Source organism: Aequorivita sp. IT1282 (genome assembly GCF_058068205.1).
Genome location: NZ_JBYRHR010000007.1, coordinates 110669 through 127726, shown reverse-complemented (window position 1 = coordinate 127726; position 17058 = coordinate 110669). Strand labels below are relative to the sequence as shown.

Below are 17058 nucleotides of genomic sequence, written 5' to 3'. Positions count from 1 at the left end.
TGTTAAGATTTTTAAATTGAAGCTTAAACGGTTTATTCCCAAGTAATGGTTTCCATTAGTTTGCGTATATCCTCGCGAAGATAAACTACTGCGGGATAGATGGAATCGAAGTTGGGTTTAGCATCAAAGTAAAGAGCGCCGTTTAAAAAGTGGTTAATGCTATCGGTAACGTAAAATTCTGCTTGGGTTGCGGCGTTTCCGTTAATCATGTAGAACATTCCGTAAACCTTTTTATCAGGATTTATAAAAGGTTGTTCAGGAATGCTGTTTGCTTTTATAGTGTGGTCATAAGCCAATTTCTGCGCGTCTTGCAACAACGAATCTAAGTTGTTGTTTCGCACATCTTGATAGGTTAAGTATAAAGTAGCCTTCATATTTGGGTACGTTATATTTATGCCGCAATTGTTTTTTTGAACGAGTTTCGTGATTCTATTCGCTGAAAAGGAATAGGGGCAATCTGATGTAATCACGTTATATTCAGCTTTTGGATATTCCAAACGCAGCATAGCCGAAGGTTTTACCAAAACATCGTCTTGGCACGACGCAAGGATGAAAAAGCTGGAAAGTATAAGTAATGCGACGTTATATATTTTCAATAGTAAGTTTTATTTGTTTGATGCGCTTGCCTTCAAATGCTTCAATGGTAAACGCATAATGATGGAAAGATATTATTTCGTTTTTCTTCGGAAATCCTTTTGAAATTTCTAGAAGGAATCCCGCTAAGGTTTCAGCTTCGCCTTTTTCGTTCTCAAAGACTTCTGGGTCTTGGGGTTTTATTACTTTATAAAAATCTTTCAACGGTGTTTTTCCTTCAAAAATAAAGGTGTTGTCATCCAATTTTGAGAAAATTAAATCTTCGTCGTCAAACTCATCACTAATTTCACCAACAATTTCCTCGATTATATCTTCCAAAGAAATTAATCCACTTGTGCCGCCATATTCATCAACAACAATGGCGAGATGCATTTTCATTTCTTTAAATTCGTTCAGTAAATCGTCGAGCTTTTTATTTTCCGGAACAAAATAGACATCGCGTTTTAGTGTTTTCCAATCCAGAATTTTTCGGTCGGTATATGGAATTAGATCTTTCACATATAAAATTCCGGTAATATTATCCATGCTGTCTTTGTAAACAGGAATACGCGAATAACCGCGCTGGATAATTTCTGGCAGGATTTCTTTAAAAGATTGTTCTTCGTTAAGTGCAAAAATATCCATTCGGTTTTTCATTACCTGTTTGGTATCCGTATTTCCGAAGGTTACGATGCCTTGTAGAATTTTCTGCTCTTCGTAGGTAGTGTCTTTGTTTGAAAGCTCTAAAGCTTGCGAAAGATGATCTACACTAATATTAGATTTTTGTTTTCCGTAGCGGTCGTGTAAATATAATGTAGCAGATCGCATTGGCAAACTTATTGGAGATAGCAACGTATCTAAAACATTAAGTGGCTGTGCCATAAAAACGGCAAACGAGATCCGATTCCTGTTTGCGTATATTTTTGGTAGAATTTCTCCAAAAAGCAAAATTAGAAAAGTTACTAAAACAACTTTTAGAAGGAATACAACACTTACTTCAAAATAATATAAATTTAATGGGTAATCCCACCTGTCAAACCAGATAGTGCTCAAAGATTCAAAAAGCAGTACGATGGCGATGTTTAAAAAATTATTTGCCACCAAAATTGTAGCTAGTAGTTTTTTTGGTCTCGCTAATAATCGTTGTACAATCCCGAGTTTTTTTGTGATAGACTTTTCTTCATTAGTTTCAAAATCAGATGATGTTAATGAAAAGAAAGCCACTTCGGCACCCGAAATAAGGGCGGAACAGGCTAATAGAACAAACAGCATGACGGTGCTTGTTATTTGGGAAAAATCCAAAACGGTAAAGAAATATAATAAACCGGGGGGTTCAGTGTCCAAGTTATTGGTTTTAGTTAAATATTAAAAAGGAAGATCATCTCCTTCTTCAGAAGATTGATTGTTGCTTTGCGGTTGCGCTGCAGGCTGAGTTTTCTGGGAATTTTGTTCCGTATTGCTATTAGCTGCATTATTGCTTTCGCCTTTTGGAGATAAAAAGGTGAAGTCTGTACAGTGAATTTCGGTGCTGTATCTATCCAGCCCTTTGTCATCTTGCCATTTGCGCGTTTTTAGGCGGCCTTCAATATAAACCATGTCGCCTTTTTTCAAATATTTTTCACATATTTCTGCGGCTTTGTTACGAACTACAATATTGTGCCATTCGGTATTAGTAACGCGCTCGTTGGTTTGTTTGTTAGTATAGGTTTCGTTAGTAGCAATCGGGAAACGGCCTAAACTGTTTCCGCCTTCAAAATAATGCATTTTCACATCATCGCCTGTATGCCCAATCAACATTACTTTGTTCAGTGTTCCACTCATAACTATTGTTTTTTCAATTTGTGCAAAGGTAGATTTTGCGTTTTAAATATACGGAATTTTTAAATTTTTATATGAATTGAATTCATCCATTAGTTTTAAAGTGCAGAAAATCAATAATTCTCAAAAAACTCCGAAACAAAATCTGCAATTAAAACGGGAACTGCATAATTTCTTATTTCGGAAATTGGCACTGTGGTTTCAGCTTCTTCCGCATTTTCGCTGATGCGGAAAGTTTCTACAATCCAAAATTGCGTTTTTAATTGTTGATGCGAAAGTTTGTGTATAACCGGCTTTTCATTAAATAGTGAAATGGATTCAATATTTATATTTTCTGAAAGCTCATTAAACTGTGGAAGTTTTTTCAATGTTGAAAGATTTATTTCTTCTAAAGTTTCAATTAATGGAAATTCATAAAGCTTTTGCCAGATTCCTTTTCCCGTGCGTTGTTGTAGAATTGTACATTCCTTTTCTGAGAGAAATACCAAATAATTGAAATACCGGATTTTAACTGGTTTTGCCTTAATTTTTACAGGAAGCTCTTTTACTTTTTTCTGCTGAAATGCTATGCAGTTGTCATTAAAAATACAGCTTTCGCAATCGGGGTTTTGAGGCACACAGTGGCGAGCGCCAAACTCCATAATAGCTTGGTTAAACGTGCCGGGCTGATCTGTGTCAATAAGTTGTTGAGCAAGTTTTTTAAATTCCTTTTGTCCAGCGGTTGTATTAATAGGAGTAGCAATACCGAAATAACGTGAAAGCACACGATATACATTTCCGTCCACAACGGCTTCGGGCTGGTTGAACGAAATACTGGCGATGGCACTAGCCGTATAATCGCCAACACCCTTCAATTTCAATAAATCTTTGTAGTTGCTGGGGAAAACACCATTCAATTCTTCGGAAACTATTTTTGCAGTGGTGTGTAAGTTTCGCGCTCGCGAATAATAACCCAAACCTTGCCAAAGCTTTAAAACTTCGTCTTCTGCTGCGTTTGCTAAATCTTCTATTTTCGGATAAGCTTCCACAAACTTCAAAAAGTAGGGCAAACCTTGCAAAACACGAGTTTGTTGAAGCATGATTTCGGAGAGCCAAATGTGGTACGGGTTCAATGTCTTGCGCCACGGGAGTTCGCGTTTATTTTGTAAATACCACGCAATGAGCTTTTTGGAAAAAAATGGGGCTAATTTAGGCATTGGGTAAAATTAATCTATATCCCATTAAATTTTAAAGGATTAAGGTTTGAATTATTGATTTTAAAATATGTATATTTGCGGTCTTAAAAAAAATCTAGAAAAGAATAATTAATTAAAATTTACATGTAATGACGAAAGCAGATATCGTAGCCAAGATTTCAGAAAAGCTAGGAATGGAAAAGAATGAAGTGCAAGCTACTGTTGAAACCTTTATGGAAGAAGTAAAAAATTCTTTAGAAGGTGGAGACAATGTTTATTTAAGAGGTTTTGGAAGTTTTATTATCAAAACAAGAGCTGAAAAAACAGGACGTAACATTTCTAAGAATACAACGATTAAAATTCCTGCCCACAATATTCCGGCTTTTAAACCTGCAAAAGTATTTGTTGAAGGTGTAAAAACCAACGTGGACGTAAAATAATACTAACCCGTTCTGCATTAGTGGAACATTAAAAATGACTTTAGTATGCCAAGTGGTAAAAAAAGAAAAAGACATAAGGTAGCGACTCACAAGCGCAAGAAAAGACGTCGCGCTAACCGCCACAAAAAGAAAAAGTAGTTTCAAAACTACTTTTTCTGTTTTAAAAGTGTTTCGAAAATTGCACCTTTTTGGTGCAATTACCGAATAAAACAGACAAAAAATCGTTCTTTGAAAATGAGATTGCAGCAACCAGCTTTTGGTTTGGTGTAGTTTCGCCGGATTTTTACATAAAATCTGTGAAAAATATTGTTTAATATGTCCGCCTTGGCGGTCACCAAAATTAATGTAACGTGAACAACGAATTATTTATTAGGTCTGGTTCACAAGAAGTTGATTTTGCCCTATTAAAGGATGGAAAACTTATAGAACTTCACAAGGAAGAAGAAGGTAACAATTTTACTGTAGGCGACATATTTCTTGCCAAAATACGTAAAACAGTTCCTGGGCTTAATGCCGCTTTCGTGAATGTGGGCTACGAGAAAGATGGTTTTTTACACTATCACGATCTCGGCCCAAAAGTGCTATCGCAGCTTAAGTTTGTGAAAGCCGTGAGTTCTGGAAAACTAAAAGATTACTCTTTAAAAGAGTTTCCATTCGAAAAAGAGATTGATAAGCATGGCAACTTAAATGATGCCCTAAAAAGCAATCAATCCATCTTGGTTCAAATAGTAAAAGAACCCATATCCACTAAAGGACCACGTATTAGTTCTGAGCTTTCAATAGCTGGAAGATATATAGTTTTGGTTCCATTTTCAGACCGTGTTTCTGTTTCTCAAAAAATAGAAACTAACGATGAAAAAGACAGGTTGAAACGCTTAATTACGAGCATTAAACCAAAAGGATTTGGCGTAATTATACGCACCGTAGCCGAGGGCAAAAAAGTAGCAGAACTAGACAAAGATTTACAGAGCCTTATGGATCGCTGGACAGCGATGTGTAAGAAGCTACAAGGGGCGCACCACCCTTCAAAAGTGCTGAGCGAGCTAAACAGGGGAGCCTCTATCATCCGCGATATGTTTAACGATTCATTCTCTGCAATACATATTGACGATGAGACCCTATACTTGCAAATAAAAGATTATGTGCAGGAAATTGCACCAAAAAAAGACAATATCGTCAAGTTCTATGAATCCAATGTGCCGATGTTTGAAAAATTTGGCATCGACAGGCAGATTAAAACTTCCTTCGGAAAAACAGTATCAGGTAGCAAAGGAGCTTACTTGGTAATTGAACATACTGAAGCAATGCACGTAATAGACGTGAACAGCGGTAACCGAAGCAACAAGCAAAAAACACAAGAAGGCACAGCGCTGGAAGTGAATTTAATTGCAGCCACCGAGGTGGCACGACAGCTAAGGTTGCGCGATATGGGAGGAATTATTGTGGTAGATTTTATTGATTTGGCAAATGCCACACACCGCAAGCAACTCTACAACCACCTTCGTGACGAAATGAAGGACGATAGAGCAAAGCACAAAATTCTCCCACCAAGTAAATTTGGGTTAATACAAATAACCCGACAACGTGTAAGGCCAGAAATGAATATCAAGACCCGTGAAGAAGATCCCAGCAATGTGATCGACGGTGAAATTGAAGCGCCTATCATTGTTATAAATAGAATAAACGATGAGGTAAAAAGCCTTTTCAAAAAAGACTATAAAAAGTTAACGCTTAATACGCACCCTTTTATAGCCGCCTTTTTAACCAAAGGTTTCCCAAGTGTGCGCACCAAATGGTTTTTGGAGCACAAAAAATGGGTAAAAATTCAACCTCGCGATGCGTATACGTATCTCGAATATCACTTTGTCGATAAAGACGGCGAAATGATTAAATAATCAAAACCCCTTTTGAAGTTTTACTTCGGAAGGGGTTTTTTTGTGTTCCATTGTTACTGGGGTTACTTTGGATACTTTTGTTGGTATTGTGGAGCGTTGTAATATTTCTTTGCGAAATTTGTGAAATGATGTTGTTCTCTTTATGGTTAATTTTACCACAGAGTCCGCTGAAATGCTACAAATAACATAGAGAAAACTAGCTGTAATAATTGGAAACCCAAAAAACATATACCGTCGAAGAAGCCAAAAGGCGAGTGGAGCGCTACTGCGTATACCAAGAGCGATGCCATAAAGAAGTGAACCAAAAGCTTTATGAAATGCGGATGATTCCATTAGCAATAGATGAAATAATTGATCATCTGCTTAAACACAATTTTTTAAATGAAACCCGCTTTGCGCAAGCCTTTGCACGTGGAAAATTTAGAGTGAAAAAATGGGGCAGAAATAGAATTGTAAACGAATTAAAGCGACGCGATATTTCAAAATACAATATTCAGATTGCCTTAAAAGAAATACCCGATTCAGAATACTATAAAACCTTTGAAGCCTTGGCAGAAAAGCGACTGCGGCAATTGGTTTCTGAAACAAATCTACAGAAGAAACGAAAAAAACTGGCCGACTATCTTTTTTATCGCGGGTGGGAGAGCGAAATGATTTATGGGAAGGTTGGGGAGATTTCAAAATGATATTCTTTGCGCGGAGAAAGAAAACAACTCACACCAATTACCAGATTTTACTCAATTTCCAAACAAGCAACATCTTTATAATCTGGATTTACACAAAAGTCAAAGATTATGTTTTGATGATTTTCCATTATTCCAACAATGTTATTTGTTGTCATATTCCCAGTTCTTAGCCAAATGATTTTGGGTGGAGATCCTTTTATATTTGCAATATCGGCAAAGTCTGCATCGAATGTTATAATCGTAAAATCATTTGCTTTTGCGTAATGCCATATTTCGATGTCTGAAGCATTTTCCAACGCTAATGTTCTTACCTGTTTTGAATCAGGAAAAATGGATTGTATTTTATTTATAATTCGAAAAGATATATTTTGGTCAAATAAGAGCTTCATTATGCAACTCTAATTCTGTTTTCCCTATTTGCAGCAAACGATAAACAAGCATTTATTCCATCCTCGTCTAGCTCTGGGAAGTCAGCTAAAATTTCTTTTTTGGTCATGCCATTGGCAAGCCAATTCAGAACATCATATACTGAAATACGTGTGCCGGCTATTACAGGTTTTCCAAATCTTTTGTTTGGGTCAATTGTTATATATTTTTTATAATCAACCATTTTAATTTTTTATCTAAAATACAATTTTTTTTATTGAAGAAGCAAGAAAGTATTTTTCGGAAGTTTTGATAGATAAGAATAGAGGCTTAACTGATTGGTGGTACGAGTTACAAACTCTCGACAGCGGAGGTGACTTCAAAATCTTTTTTCTACGAAAATCTATATGTTGAATACCCAACCCCGAATGTTATCGTAATCAAAAATATATTGACAGCAGTTAATGATTGTACTGTTGGTATAGGTCTGAAGCTTTGGACAAACTGCGTTTTAACTCAGTTTAGGTTTTGTTGTGGAACGTTTTATTCTTTTCGTAAGTGTTGCAAGTCCTACGGAAATTGGAAAAGCAGTCCATCCAAAAAAAAGAATACTAAGAAATGACATCATCAAAGCTCCATAAATTCCATTTAAAGGGTTGAACGGGTCTCCAAAAATTTGCATTCCAAAATATTTCCATTTTATGAAATTGACAAATATTGCTTCATACCAGCAAAGCCAATGACTTAAAAAAGCAACAATAAGAGCAACTATTATGATTCTTCCAATGTTGTAATCCGCCTTGCGTTCTATGAAATATTTAGATAGAGCATAAGCGGTAATGAATCCTGCACTTCCAGCATAAAACCACAATAACTCCCAGCCCTCACCTGCTGTTTCAGTAGCAAATACTAATGCAGCAATGCTTGAAACTATGCCAAACATTAGGGCATATGTTAGTGAGAAACTAATTCTTTTAATAACTGACGTCATTTTTTTTAAGGAATGTAGTACAATGTTTATGTAAATGAGTTATGGCGTCATTCGTCACAAACCTTTCCAAATGGACAATGACCAAATCATTGCTTTTATACTGTGTTGCCTTTAGTTTTTTTACAGTTTGTTCAAAATAGCAAGCTCATTTGGTTCCAGTAACTTAATTGGTAAATAAAATCCTTGTTTTGATTTTGTTTTCAGCGCAAAATATGTTTTTCTTTTCTTAACCGTTTTCAAATCAGAATAATCTAATTCCGATTTACTTTTATCAGAATAAATAATTATTTTTTCATTTTCAATTTCATAATCAAGGTCAAAGTTTTTGAACCAAGCCTTTTGAGTCCAAATGATAATTAGCGGTTTGAGCAAATAATAAATTCCAAAAAATATCGTAAAACCTGAGTAACTGATTCCGAATTTCGTATTTCCGTTAAAGTATAAATTCAATCCCATTATAAAAATTATCGGTCCACCGATGATTCTCAAGATTGAGAAATAAATTCCGTATCCAAAATAATATTCATTTAGGAAAATCTTTATTCTGTCAGACTGCGATATTTTTTCTTTATTCACTATTTTTTCAAATTATTGTCAACATGTGTATAAACAACACAGGGATAACCAAATCTAACATTATATAATTCAATATTATTTTTGCAAATCCCCATCGTTATTTTCTTCAGTAACATCCTCAATTTTCTTCCCCTTCAAATATTCTGGTAATTCCATACCAGCCATATTAAACATTTCCTGAAGTGGCGGCACAGAACCGTACATTCCCGAAATAAAGTTGGAAGTTGCAGTTTTACCATCTTTTGAAGATCCATTTTCCCAAACCGTAACTTTATCTATTTTAATATTTTTAATAGCTTCAGCTTGAAGTTTTACTAATTCTGGTAATTTATCTGCTATTAATAAAAGGACTGCATCTTTGGAACTATTTCCGGCGGCCTTTACGATTCTATCAAAACCTTCGGCTTGTTTGGTTAGGATTTCAAAAATACCTTGCGCTTCGGCTTGAGCTTTAAATAATATAGCGTCGGCTTCCCCTTTCGCGAGGCGTCTTATTCTTTCGGCATCTGCTTCGGCGTCTATTTCTACTCTTCGCTTGTCAATTTCTGCAGGAACAATAATATCTGCCAGTTGGGTGCTTCGTTCTCTTTCGGCACGGGTAATTTCGGCTGCTTGTTCAGCAATATAAGATTCTTCCAGTGCTTTTGCAGATTGTACTTTTTCGGAAGCAATTGCAACTCTTTCTGCTTCAGCTTCACGCTGACGACGTAACGAATCTGAATTTGCAACATTAATCTTTGCAAGGTTTTCACCTTCCACCGCCTGTGCATTTGCAGCTGCTACTTGTGTACGTTGATCCTGTACTGCGTTCGCTTCTCCAATGGAACCATCTCTAACTTTTTCGGCTACAGACTTACGAGCAGCGTTTATTGCGTGGGCTGCAGCTTCTTTTCCTAAAGCTTCAATATAGCCAGATTCGTCAACAATATCTGTAATGTTTACGTTGATTAGTTTTAGACCTACTTTCTTCAATTCAGATTCAACGCTGTTTGAAATATTGGTCAAAAACTTATCTCTGTCGTTGTTTATTTCTTCAATATCCATGGAAGCAACAACCAAACGCAATTGCCCAAAAATAATCTCTTTTGCAAGTTCTTGAATTTGCTCTAAACCTTGTCCTAACAAACGTTCGGCAGCATTCATCATAACAGCCGGTTCTGTAGAAATACCAATGGTAAACCGGGAAGGTACGTTTACACGAATATTCTGTTTACTTAAGGCGTTAACCAAGTTTACTTCAATAGACATGGGTGTTAAATCAAGATATTCGTAATCTTGAATTACAGGCCAAATAAAAGCCGCACCACCGTGAATACATCGAGCTGAGTTTCCTGTGCCTACCTTTCCATAAACTACTAAAATACGGTCTGAAGGGCAACGTTTATATCTCCTTATAAAGGTTATAAGAATGATGAAAACAAATAAAATTGCGAATCCGATGGCCAATAATGGAGCAAAGGATTCTACTTGTAGTTGTAGAAATGTCATGATTTGGGGGTGTGTTTGGTAACGATTAAAATTCCGGTACCCGTTGTTTCGGTTACCGTTATTATGTCTCCTTGGTGAAGATCTGTGGTTTCGTCGGTAAGTGCTTCAAGTTCGCGCATTCCGCCTTGAACATTAATGTGTACTTTGCCAATTCTAGAGCGGTTGGCACCGATAGTGAGGTAAACTTCGCCCACTTGGTTAAGTGCGTTTTTAATTTTTAATGAGCCACTGCTGTTTAGTTTTCCTAAATAATAAAATAATGAAGCCATTATTGTCATCATCAGCAGCCCGCATGCCACGGAAATTAAAATGGTTAACCCCTTGGAAAGGCCTTCGCCCAGACAGGCAATACCCGTCCATCCAAATATGGTGAAAAAACCGATTAAATTTTTAATTGAAAGAAACTGAAAATCTATTCCTGTGTCGCCATCTATATCGCTATCTACATCGCCAGTATCGTCAAATTCGCCACCTATAAAGGTTAGAATCATAAGAATGATAAAAATTCCGGAAGCAATTAAGGCAATGGACCAGTAGACCTTTTCAAAAGGCTCAAAAGCTGCAAACCATTCGTTCATTGGTTGGGTTGTTAAATTGGTGTAATTTATCTGGGTAAGATAGGAACTTTATGAAAATGGTGCAATGAATCGAAACGAATAGTATCGTTTTTTGAAAAGTATTTAAAATAGAATTTAAAGGAGCTTTGAAAGATGGTTAGGTAATACTTCTAAACTAAAGCATTTTGTTAGTTCGAACAATTGCTTGTTCGTTTTTCCAATCAATCCATTCTTGACCTTTCAACTTTCGCATTAATTGGTCGTAATAACGCATAATTCCAATGTTATAAAGGGCTTTAGCCAAGTTTTTTGGGTTGCGGGCGATTGCTCTCAAACTCATGGAGAACCCAGGTGTAATATACCGCATATAGTGCCAGTAACCTTCGGGCATATACAAAACGTTACCGTGTTCTAAATTAGTGATGTAACCTTCCGCTTTTTTTAGCGCGGGCCATTTATCGTAATCTGGGTTGTGGAAATCTATATCCTCGCGGGTAATTAAGGAATGCGGAATTTTATACAGATAGTCGTTCTGCTTTTGATCAAATAGAATTACTTCTTTTTTTCCTTGAAAGTGAAAGTGAAAAATATTCGCCAAATCGATGTCGTAATGCATAAAAGTATACGAATCTTTTCCACCGAAGAAAAGCATTGGTAGGCCTTTCATTAATTTCAATCCGAAATCTGGATAGTTAAAGTCCTTTTGGAGTTGGGGTACTTCCTTTAAAATATTCCAAAGAAAAATGCGGTATTTAGTGGGCTCTTTTTTTAAAAGTTCTACATACTCGCGCATTTTCATTTTGGCGTGCGGTTCGTTGAAACCATCTTTATGGCTTACTGGGCGATTGTCGTAAAGTGGAACTGTTTTATCACCAGCAACCTCAGCCATGTAATCGAGATCCCATTTAGAGAATGCAGGCCAATCCTCAACAAACCGTTCTATTACAACTGGTTTTTGGGGCTTATAATAATTTTTTAGAAAATCTTCTTTGGTAATAGTTTTTACCCTGTCTATCTGCTTTAATTGCATAGTGTTTTCCTTCAAGGCAAAGCTACAAATCTCATGGCAGTGTTGAACGAAGTGTTAATATAACTTTAAGGATTTAAATCATCAATCCACTTTGAATTGTGTGGGTCTGTAGCGTCATAAAGTTCAATTTTCAACTTATTTGACAATTCTTTACCTACAATAAGAGCTGTGCTAGCTTTGCCAAGAATTGTGAGGTTAAAATGCCTGTTTCTGTCGTACCAAAGGTTTATTTCGAAATCGTTTTTACTGTTTTTGAAAACCGAAATGTATTCTAGATTTTTAAAATTTTTCCAACTACCAAGTTTCACTGGACCTACGCAAAAGAGTATTTTATACTTTTTTTCTTCAAAATTGAAATGGTAGTCACGTACAATTGAGAAGCCAACTCCTGCAGCAAATAAAAAAATTGCCATTTCTAATAAGCTTAGTGAGGTTTTGAGAGCCTTTTCAGTCGCACTATTAAAGGTTATAAAAAACATATATAAAAAGACGACCATCCCTGTGAAAAAAAGAGCAGCAATAATAGTCTGCCACCAAGGACGATTGCCTTGTGAAATTAAGATTTCGTTTTGCTTCATTCTTGAATAAATGTATAAAAAAATGACAATGCTTCCAAAAAAAAGCTTTTAAACTTATAGACTTAGTATTTAAGTGAAAAATTCTTATTTCCAGTATATGTATAATTTCAATTAACGTTATGTCCATATTTGCTAAATATGGACATAAGTCGTACTTTTATATTTATAAAGCGAAAAGTTATGAATGTTAGCCTAACAGAAAAACAACGAAAATATATTGACGATAAAGTAAAGTCGGGTGATTATATGAATGCGAGCGAAGTAGTTCGCGAGGCCTTACGTGCCCATGAGATTAATGATAGAAAGTTAGATAATTTGCGTGTGGAAATAGAAAAGGGCGTTGATAGTGGGGTAAGTAATAGGACTGTAAAAGATATAATAGACGCAAAGAGGGCGGAACATGGTATCTACTGAGCATACTGATGGGAATTATGAACTTTCAGAACTTGCCGATTCCGATCTTGAGAGTATTTTTAATTATTCTTTTTTGGAATCTGGATTTACACAAGCGGAGGAATATTTAGAAGGTATTCATCATCTTCTGGAGCAATTAACAATTTTTCCCGAAGAAGGTATCTTAAGAAAAGATATTACTGAAAATATCCGAAGCATACCATACCAATCTCATATCATTTTCTATTCAATATATGATAAAACAATTCTTATAGTCAGAGTTTTACATCAAAGCCAAAACGTCGAGGAATACTTCTAATAACAATTTGAAATAAAGAAAGACCGATAAAGTTTTCCACTTCCTACTAACAAGTGAAAATTGCTCAAAAAACCGAAAAATCCCAAACTCCATTATTAGGAATCTGGGATTTTATATTTTAAAGGTATTCAGAATTTAATCTGCCAACACCATTACTTTATTATGATTGCACTCAACGGTTCCTCCAGAAATATGAAGAATCCATTTGCCATCTTCTTGGGTGAATTTATTCTGAAATCCTTCTGCAATAGTAGGGTTTCCTTTAAATTTCACTTTTCCTTCCTGTAAAACAGAAACGATAGGCGCGTGGTTGTTCAGCATTTGGAATTCACCATCCACTCCTGGAACAGTTACACTTTCTACTTCACCAGCAACTAAAGATGCTTCGGGGGTTACTATTTCTAAGTACATATTTATAAGTTTTCAGTTCGCAGTTACAGTTGGCAGTTACTGCTAACTGCCACTGAATACTGCATACTTTTTTTAGACTTCAGCAAGCATTTTCTCACCAGCGGCAATTGCTTCCTCGATAGTTCCTTTTAAGTTGAAGGCTGCTTCTGGAAGGTGATCTAATTCGCCATCCATAATCATGTTGAAACCTTTAATAGTTTCTTTAATATCAACTAAAACTCCAGGAATACCTGTAAATTGCTCTGCTACGTGGAAAGGCTGAGAAAGGAAACGCTGTACACGACGCGCGCGACCTACAGCCATTTTATCTTCTTCAGAAAGTTCTTCCATACCAAGAATCGCGATAATATCTTGTAATTCTTTATAACGCTGTAAAAGCTCTTTTACTTTTTGAGCACAGCCGTAGTGTTCTTTTCCAAGAATAGACTCAGTAAGAATTCTAGAAGTAGAATCTAATGGATCTACTGCTGGATAAATACCTAGCTCAGCAATTTTACGTGAAAGTACAGTTGTAGCATCCAAGTGGGCAAACGTTGTTGCCGGTGCTGGATCTGTTAAATCATCTGCAGGTACATAAACCGCCTGTACAGAAGTAATAGAACCTCTTTTAGTTGAAGTAATACGCTCTTGCATTGCACCCATCTCTGTCGCCAAAGTTGGTTGGTAACCTACCGCTGAAGGCATACGCCCTAAAAGTGCAGAAACCTCAGAACCTGCTTGTGTAAAACGGAAAATGTTATCTACGAAGAAAAGTACATCTTTCCCTTGACCTTCGCCAGCTCCATCACGGAAGTACTCAGCAATAGTCAAGCCTGAAAGTGCAACACGTGCACGTGCTCCAGGTGGCTCATTCATTTGTCCGAATACGAAAGTAGCTTTAGATTCTTTCATTACAGTTTTGTCAACTTTTGAAAGATCCCATCCACCATTTTCCATAGAATGCATAAAGTCATCACCGTATTTTATAATGCCAGACTCAAGCATTTCGCGAAGCAAGTCATTACCCTCACGAGTACGTTCACCTACACCAGCGAATACTGAAAGACCACCGTGGCCTTTCGCGATATTGTTAATCAACTCCTGAATAAGTACCGTTTTACCTACACCAGCACCACCAAAAAGACCAATTTTACCACCTTTTGCATAAGGCTCAATAAGGTCGATTACTTTAATACCTGTGAAAAGAACTTCGGTAGAAGTTGAAAGATCTTCAAATTTTGGTGCATCACGGTGAATAGGAAGACCATTATCGCCAGCTTTTGGCAAGTTTCCGATACCGTCAATAGCATCGCCAATTACGTTGAAAAGTCGACCGTATATATCATCACCGATTGGCATTTGAATAGGTGCTCCAGTTGCAACTGCATCTACACCACGGCTTAAACCGTCAGTAGAATCCATTGATATGGTTCGTACCATGCTCTCGCCAATGTGCGATTGAACTTCAAGAACCAAAAGGTTTCCGTTGTTGTTTACCTCTAACGAGTCGTATATTTTTGGAAGTTCCGATCCGCTATCAAACGCAACGTCAACTACCGGGCCAATAATCTGTGCAACTTTTCCTATGCTTTGTGACATGAGTAACTGTTTATTTTATAGTTATCTAAGGGCGAATAAACCACCCCTGTTTTGAACGGTGCAAAGATAGTTTTTTCTGAATGAAAATTGCAACGTGAATGTTGAAAAAATTTACGGTTATATAGTAAAACACCTTAAAGGTTTCAAAAACCTCTGAAGTGTTGTGAAATCAAAGTTTCATGCCCTTAATTTAGAACCATAGGAAAACAGGAAACAGGATATTTTCAAAAAATGAATTATGGAAATCAAAAGAAAACGGCTTGAAACCACAAAGTAGTTCAAGCCGCAAATCATTTTATTAATTTTCTTGTTTCTCTTCCCTAAGAAATATTATTCAACAGTAACAGATTTCGCCAAATTACGTGGCTGATCTACATTTCTGCCTAACATTACTGCAATGTGATAGGAAAGCAATTGCAAAGGAATGGTTGTTAATAGAGGTGTTAAAGCTTCTGCTGTATGTGGCACTTCCATAACGTAGTCTGCCATTTCTTTTACCACAGTATCACCTTTAGTAACCACGGCGATAATTTTTCCTTTTCTAGCTTTTATTTCTTGAATGTTGCTTACAACCTTATCGTAATGATCGCTTTTTATAGCAATAACCACAACAGGCATTTGTTCATCTATCAAAGCAATTGGTCCGTGCTTCATTTCGGCAGCGGGATAACCTTCTGCGTGGATGTATGAAATCTCCTTTAGTTTTAAAGCACCTTCCAAAGCTACTGGAAAGTTGTAACCTCTTCCTAAGTAAAGGAAGTTTGTAGCATCTTTAAAAACAGCAGAGATTTCCTCTATTTTATCATCTGTTTTTAGAGCTTCTTCAACTTGGCTTGGAATCAATTCTAGCGCTCGTAAATAAAGCATAAAATCGCTTTGGCTAATAGTGCCTTTGGCTTTTGCCAAACGCAACGCCATCATTGTTAAAACTGTTATTTGTGTTGTGAACGCTTTAGTAGAAGCAACGCCAATTTCTGGCCCGGCGTGTGTATATGTACCTGTATGGGTTTCTCTTGAAATAGTAGAGCCAACAACGTTACAAACCCCATAAACGAAAGCGCCTTTTGACTTTGCAAGTTTTATTGCAGCAAGTGTATCTGCTGTTTCACCACTTTGAGAAATAGCGATAACCACATCTTTCTCTGAAATAATTGGATTGCGATAACGGAACTCAGAAGCGTATTCTACTTCTACCGGAATGCGTACTAAATCTTCAATAATATATTCGGCTACTAAGCCTGCATGCCACGAAGTTCCGCAAGCAACAATTATAATGCGGTCTGCATTTATAAATTTCTCTATATAATCTTCAAGTCCGCCAAGTCTTACTATTCCTTTATCGGCAAGTAATCTTCCTCGATAGGTATCTTTAATAACAGAAGGCTGTTCGTAAATTTCTTTAAGCATAAAATGCTCATAGCCTCCTTTTTCAATTTGCTCCAAATTAAGTTGAAGTTCTTGAATATACGGTGCAACAAGTATATCGTCTTTTATTTTGCGAATTTTCACATCGCGCCCAAGACGAATAATTGCCATTTCATCATCTTCCAAATAGATGGCATTGTTCGTAAATTCAATAAAGGGTGAAGCATCGCTGGCCACAAAAAATTCGTCATCGCCAATACCAATTGCCAATGGACTGCCCAGTTTTGCAACCACAATTTCGTTAGGCTTCTTTTTGTCAAAAAGTGCTATTGCATAAGCACCTACCACTTGGTTTAAAGCAATCTGCACGGCTTTTCCAAGTTTTACGTTTTCTTTAATTTGAATATACTCAATAAGGTTTACTAGAACCTCGGTATCTGTGTCAGATTTAAAAGTGTATCCTCTTTTTATCAATTCTTTTTTAAGTGAACCGTAATTTTCAATTATACCGTTATGTATTATAACTAGATCACCACTATTAGAATAGTGCGGGTGGCTGTTTACATCGTTTGGTATTCCGTGGGTAGCCCAACGAGTATGACCAATTCCCAAATTTCCTTTTCGGGTAATCTCTTTATTGGCTTTAGTCTCCAGGTTTGCAACTTTGCCTTTTGTTTTGCAAAGTTGAATATCAGTGCCGTCAAAAAGTGCAATTCCTGCACTGTCATATCCTCTGTATTCTAAGCGTTTTAATCCGTTAAGAATAATGGGGTATGCTTCTCTTTTGCCAATATAGCCTACAATTCCACACATAATCGA

20 protein-coding genes are annotated in these 17058 nt (G+C 36.6%); 5 read left to right on the top strand and 15 right to left on the bottom strand.

Annotated features, from left to right (window positions below; translation table 11 throughout):
• Window positions 1–32: 32 nt before the first annotated feature.
• From gldD to mutY, 4 genes are all read right to left on the bottom strand, one after another.
• Complete coding sequence (gene gldD, locus AC3RVG_RS15375; RefSeq protein ID WP_489692364.1) at window positions 33–596, bottom strand: gliding motility lipoprotein GldD; 564 nt, start codon at window positions 594–596, stop codon at window positions 33–35.
• Entirely contained in the window at window positions 583–1917 is a 1335-nt protein-coding gene (locus AC3RVG_RS15370; RefSeq protein ID WP_489692363.1) for a gliding motility-associated protein GldE, read from the bottom strand. The genes gldD and AC3RVG_RS15370 overlap by 14 nt, the downstream gene beginning before the upstream one ends.
• Window positions 1918–1938: 21 nt before the next feature.
• Window positions 1939–2394: a single-stranded DNA-binding protein gene (locus tag AC3RVG_RS15365; protein ID WP_489692362.1), complete on the bottom strand. Its 456-nt coding sequence runs from the start codon at window positions 2392–2394 to the stop codon at window positions 1939–1941.
• A 110-nt stretch (window positions 2395–2504) separates the two neighbouring features.
• A complete protein-coding gene (mutY, locus tag AC3RVG_RS15360) occupies window positions 2505–3587 on the bottom strand; it encodes an A/G-specific adenine glycosylase (protein WP_489692361.1) in 1083 nt (360 codons plus the stop codon).
• A gap of 128 nt (window positions 3588–3715) precedes the next feature.
• Here mutY and AC3RVG_RS15355 point away from each other — a divergent pair, with 128 nt between their 5' ends.
• The 3 genes from AC3RVG_RS15355 (at window position 3716) to AC3RVG_RS15345 (ending at window position 6587) form a co-directional block, all read left to right on the top strand.
• On the top strand, window positions 3716–4006 hold the full coding sequence (locus AC3RVG_RS15355; protein WP_014782104.1) for an HU family DNA-binding protein: 291 nt from the start codon (window positions 3716–3718) through the stop codon (window positions 4004–4006).
• Window positions 4007–4356: 350 nt separating this feature from the next.
• Window positions 4357–5901: an Rne/Rng family ribonuclease gene (locus AC3RVG_RS15350; RefSeq protein WP_489692360.1), complete on the top strand. Its 1545-nt coding sequence runs from the start codon at window positions 4357–4359 to the stop codon at window positions 5899–5901.
• 209 nt (window positions 5902–6110) lie between these two features.
• Window positions 6111–6587, top strand: a complete 477-nt coding sequence (locus tag AC3RVG_RS15345; protein WP_489692359.1) for a regulatory protein RecX — start codon at window positions 6111–6113, stop codon at window positions 6585–6587.
• Between the two features lie 47 nt (window positions 6588–6634).
• Here the strand turns inward: AC3RVG_RS15345 and AC3RVG_RS15340 are convergent, their stop codons facing one another.
• The 8 genes from AC3RVG_RS15340 to AC3RVG_RS15305 form a co-directional block, all read right to left on the bottom strand.
• Entirely contained in the window at window positions 6635–6976 is a 342-nt protein-coding gene (locus tag AC3RVG_RS15340; RefSeq protein WP_489692358.1) for a DUF5615 family PIN-like protein, read from the bottom strand.
• Window positions 6976–7197 (bottom strand): DUF433 domain-containing protein, encoded by a 222-nt coding sequence (locus AC3RVG_RS15335; RefSeq protein ID WP_489692357.1) that lies wholly within the window; start codon window positions 7195–7197, stop codon window positions 6976–6978. Before AC3RVG_RS15335 ends, AC3RVG_RS15340 begins: the two co-directional genes overlap by 1 nt.
• Window positions 7198–7464: 267 nt before the next feature.
• The gene (locus tag AC3RVG_RS15330; protein WP_489692356.1) at window positions 7465–7896 is read right to left on the bottom strand and encodes a hypothetical protein; all 432 of its coding nucleotides are present in this window, start codon (window positions 7894–7896) and stop codon (window positions 7465–7467) included.
• Window positions 7897–8064: 168 nt separating this feature from the next.
• Window positions 8065–8520 carry a YcxB family protein gene (locus AC3RVG_RS15325; protein ID WP_489692355.1) on the bottom strand — a complete coding sequence of 152 codons (456 nt, stop codon included), beginning with the start codon at window positions 8518–8520 and terminating at the stop codon, window positions 8065–8067.
• Between the two features lie 75 nt (window positions 8521–8595).
• Window positions 8596–10008 carry a flotillin family protein gene (locus AC3RVG_RS15320; protein WP_489692354.1) on the bottom strand — a complete coding sequence of 471 codons (1413 nt, stop codon included), beginning with the start codon at window positions 10006–10008 and terminating at the stop codon, window positions 8596–8598.
• Window positions 10005–10586 carry a hypothetical protein gene (locus AC3RVG_RS15315; protein ID WP_489692353.1) on the bottom strand — a complete coding sequence of 194 codons (582 nt, stop codon included), beginning with the start codon at window positions 10584–10586 and terminating at the stop codon, window positions 10005–10007. The genes AC3RVG_RS15320 and AC3RVG_RS15315 overlap by 4 nt, the downstream gene beginning before the upstream one ends.
• A gap of 154 nt (window positions 10587–10740) precedes the next feature.
• Window positions 10741–11595: a cupin-like domain-containing protein gene (locus AC3RVG_RS15310; protein ID WP_489692352.1), complete on the bottom strand. Its 855-nt coding sequence runs from the start codon at window positions 11593–11595 to the stop codon at window positions 10741–10743.
• A gap of 65 nt (window positions 11596–11660) precedes the next feature.
• A complete protein-coding gene (locus tag AC3RVG_RS15305; RefSeq protein ID WP_489692351.1) occupies window positions 11661–12173 on the bottom strand; it encodes a hypothetical protein in 513 nt (170 codons plus the stop codon).
• 138 nt (window positions 12174–12311) lie between these two features.
• On the opposite strand from AC3RVG_RS15305, the gene AC3RVG_RS15300 reads away from it, so the two are divergent.
• Both AC3RVG_RS15300 and AC3RVG_RS15295 read left to right on the top strand, forming a co-directional pair.
• Window positions 12312–12587, top strand: a complete 276-nt coding sequence (locus AC3RVG_RS15300) for a type II toxin-antitoxin system ParD family antitoxin (RefSeq protein ID WP_489692350.1) — start codon at window positions 12312–12314, stop codon at window positions 12585–12587.
• Window positions 12574–12885: a type II toxin-antitoxin system RelE/ParE family toxin gene (locus AC3RVG_RS15295; RefSeq protein ID WP_489692349.1), complete on the top strand. Its 312-nt coding sequence runs from the start codon at window positions 12574–12576 to the stop codon at window positions 12883–12885. Before AC3RVG_RS15300 ends, AC3RVG_RS15295 begins: the two co-directional genes overlap by 14 nt.
• A gap of 135 nt (window positions 12886–13020) precedes the next feature.
• On the opposite strand, the gene AC3RVG_RS15290 is transcribed toward AC3RVG_RS15295, so the two are convergent.
• From AC3RVG_RS15290 to glmS, 3 genes are all read right to left on the bottom strand, one after another.
• A complete protein-coding gene (locus AC3RVG_RS15290; RefSeq protein ID WP_489692348.1) occupies window positions 13021–13296 on the bottom strand; it encodes a FoF1 ATP synthase subunit delta/epsilon in 276 nt (91 codons plus the stop codon).
• 72 nt (window positions 13297–13368) lie between these two features.
• Window positions 13369–14874, bottom strand: a complete 1506-nt coding sequence (gene atpD / locus AC3RVG_RS15285) for a F0F1 ATP synthase subunit beta (protein WP_489692347.1) — start codon at window positions 14872–14874, stop codon at window positions 13369–13371.
• 330 nt (window positions 14875–15204) lie between these two features.
• Window positions 15205–17052 carry a glutamine--fructose-6-phosphate transaminase (isomerizing) gene (gene glmS, locus AC3RVG_RS15280; RefSeq protein WP_489692346.1) on the bottom strand — a complete coding sequence of 616 codons (1848 nt, stop codon included), beginning with the start codon at window positions 17050–17052 and terminating at the stop codon, window positions 15205–15207.
• Window positions 17053–17058: the final 6 nt, after the last annotated feature.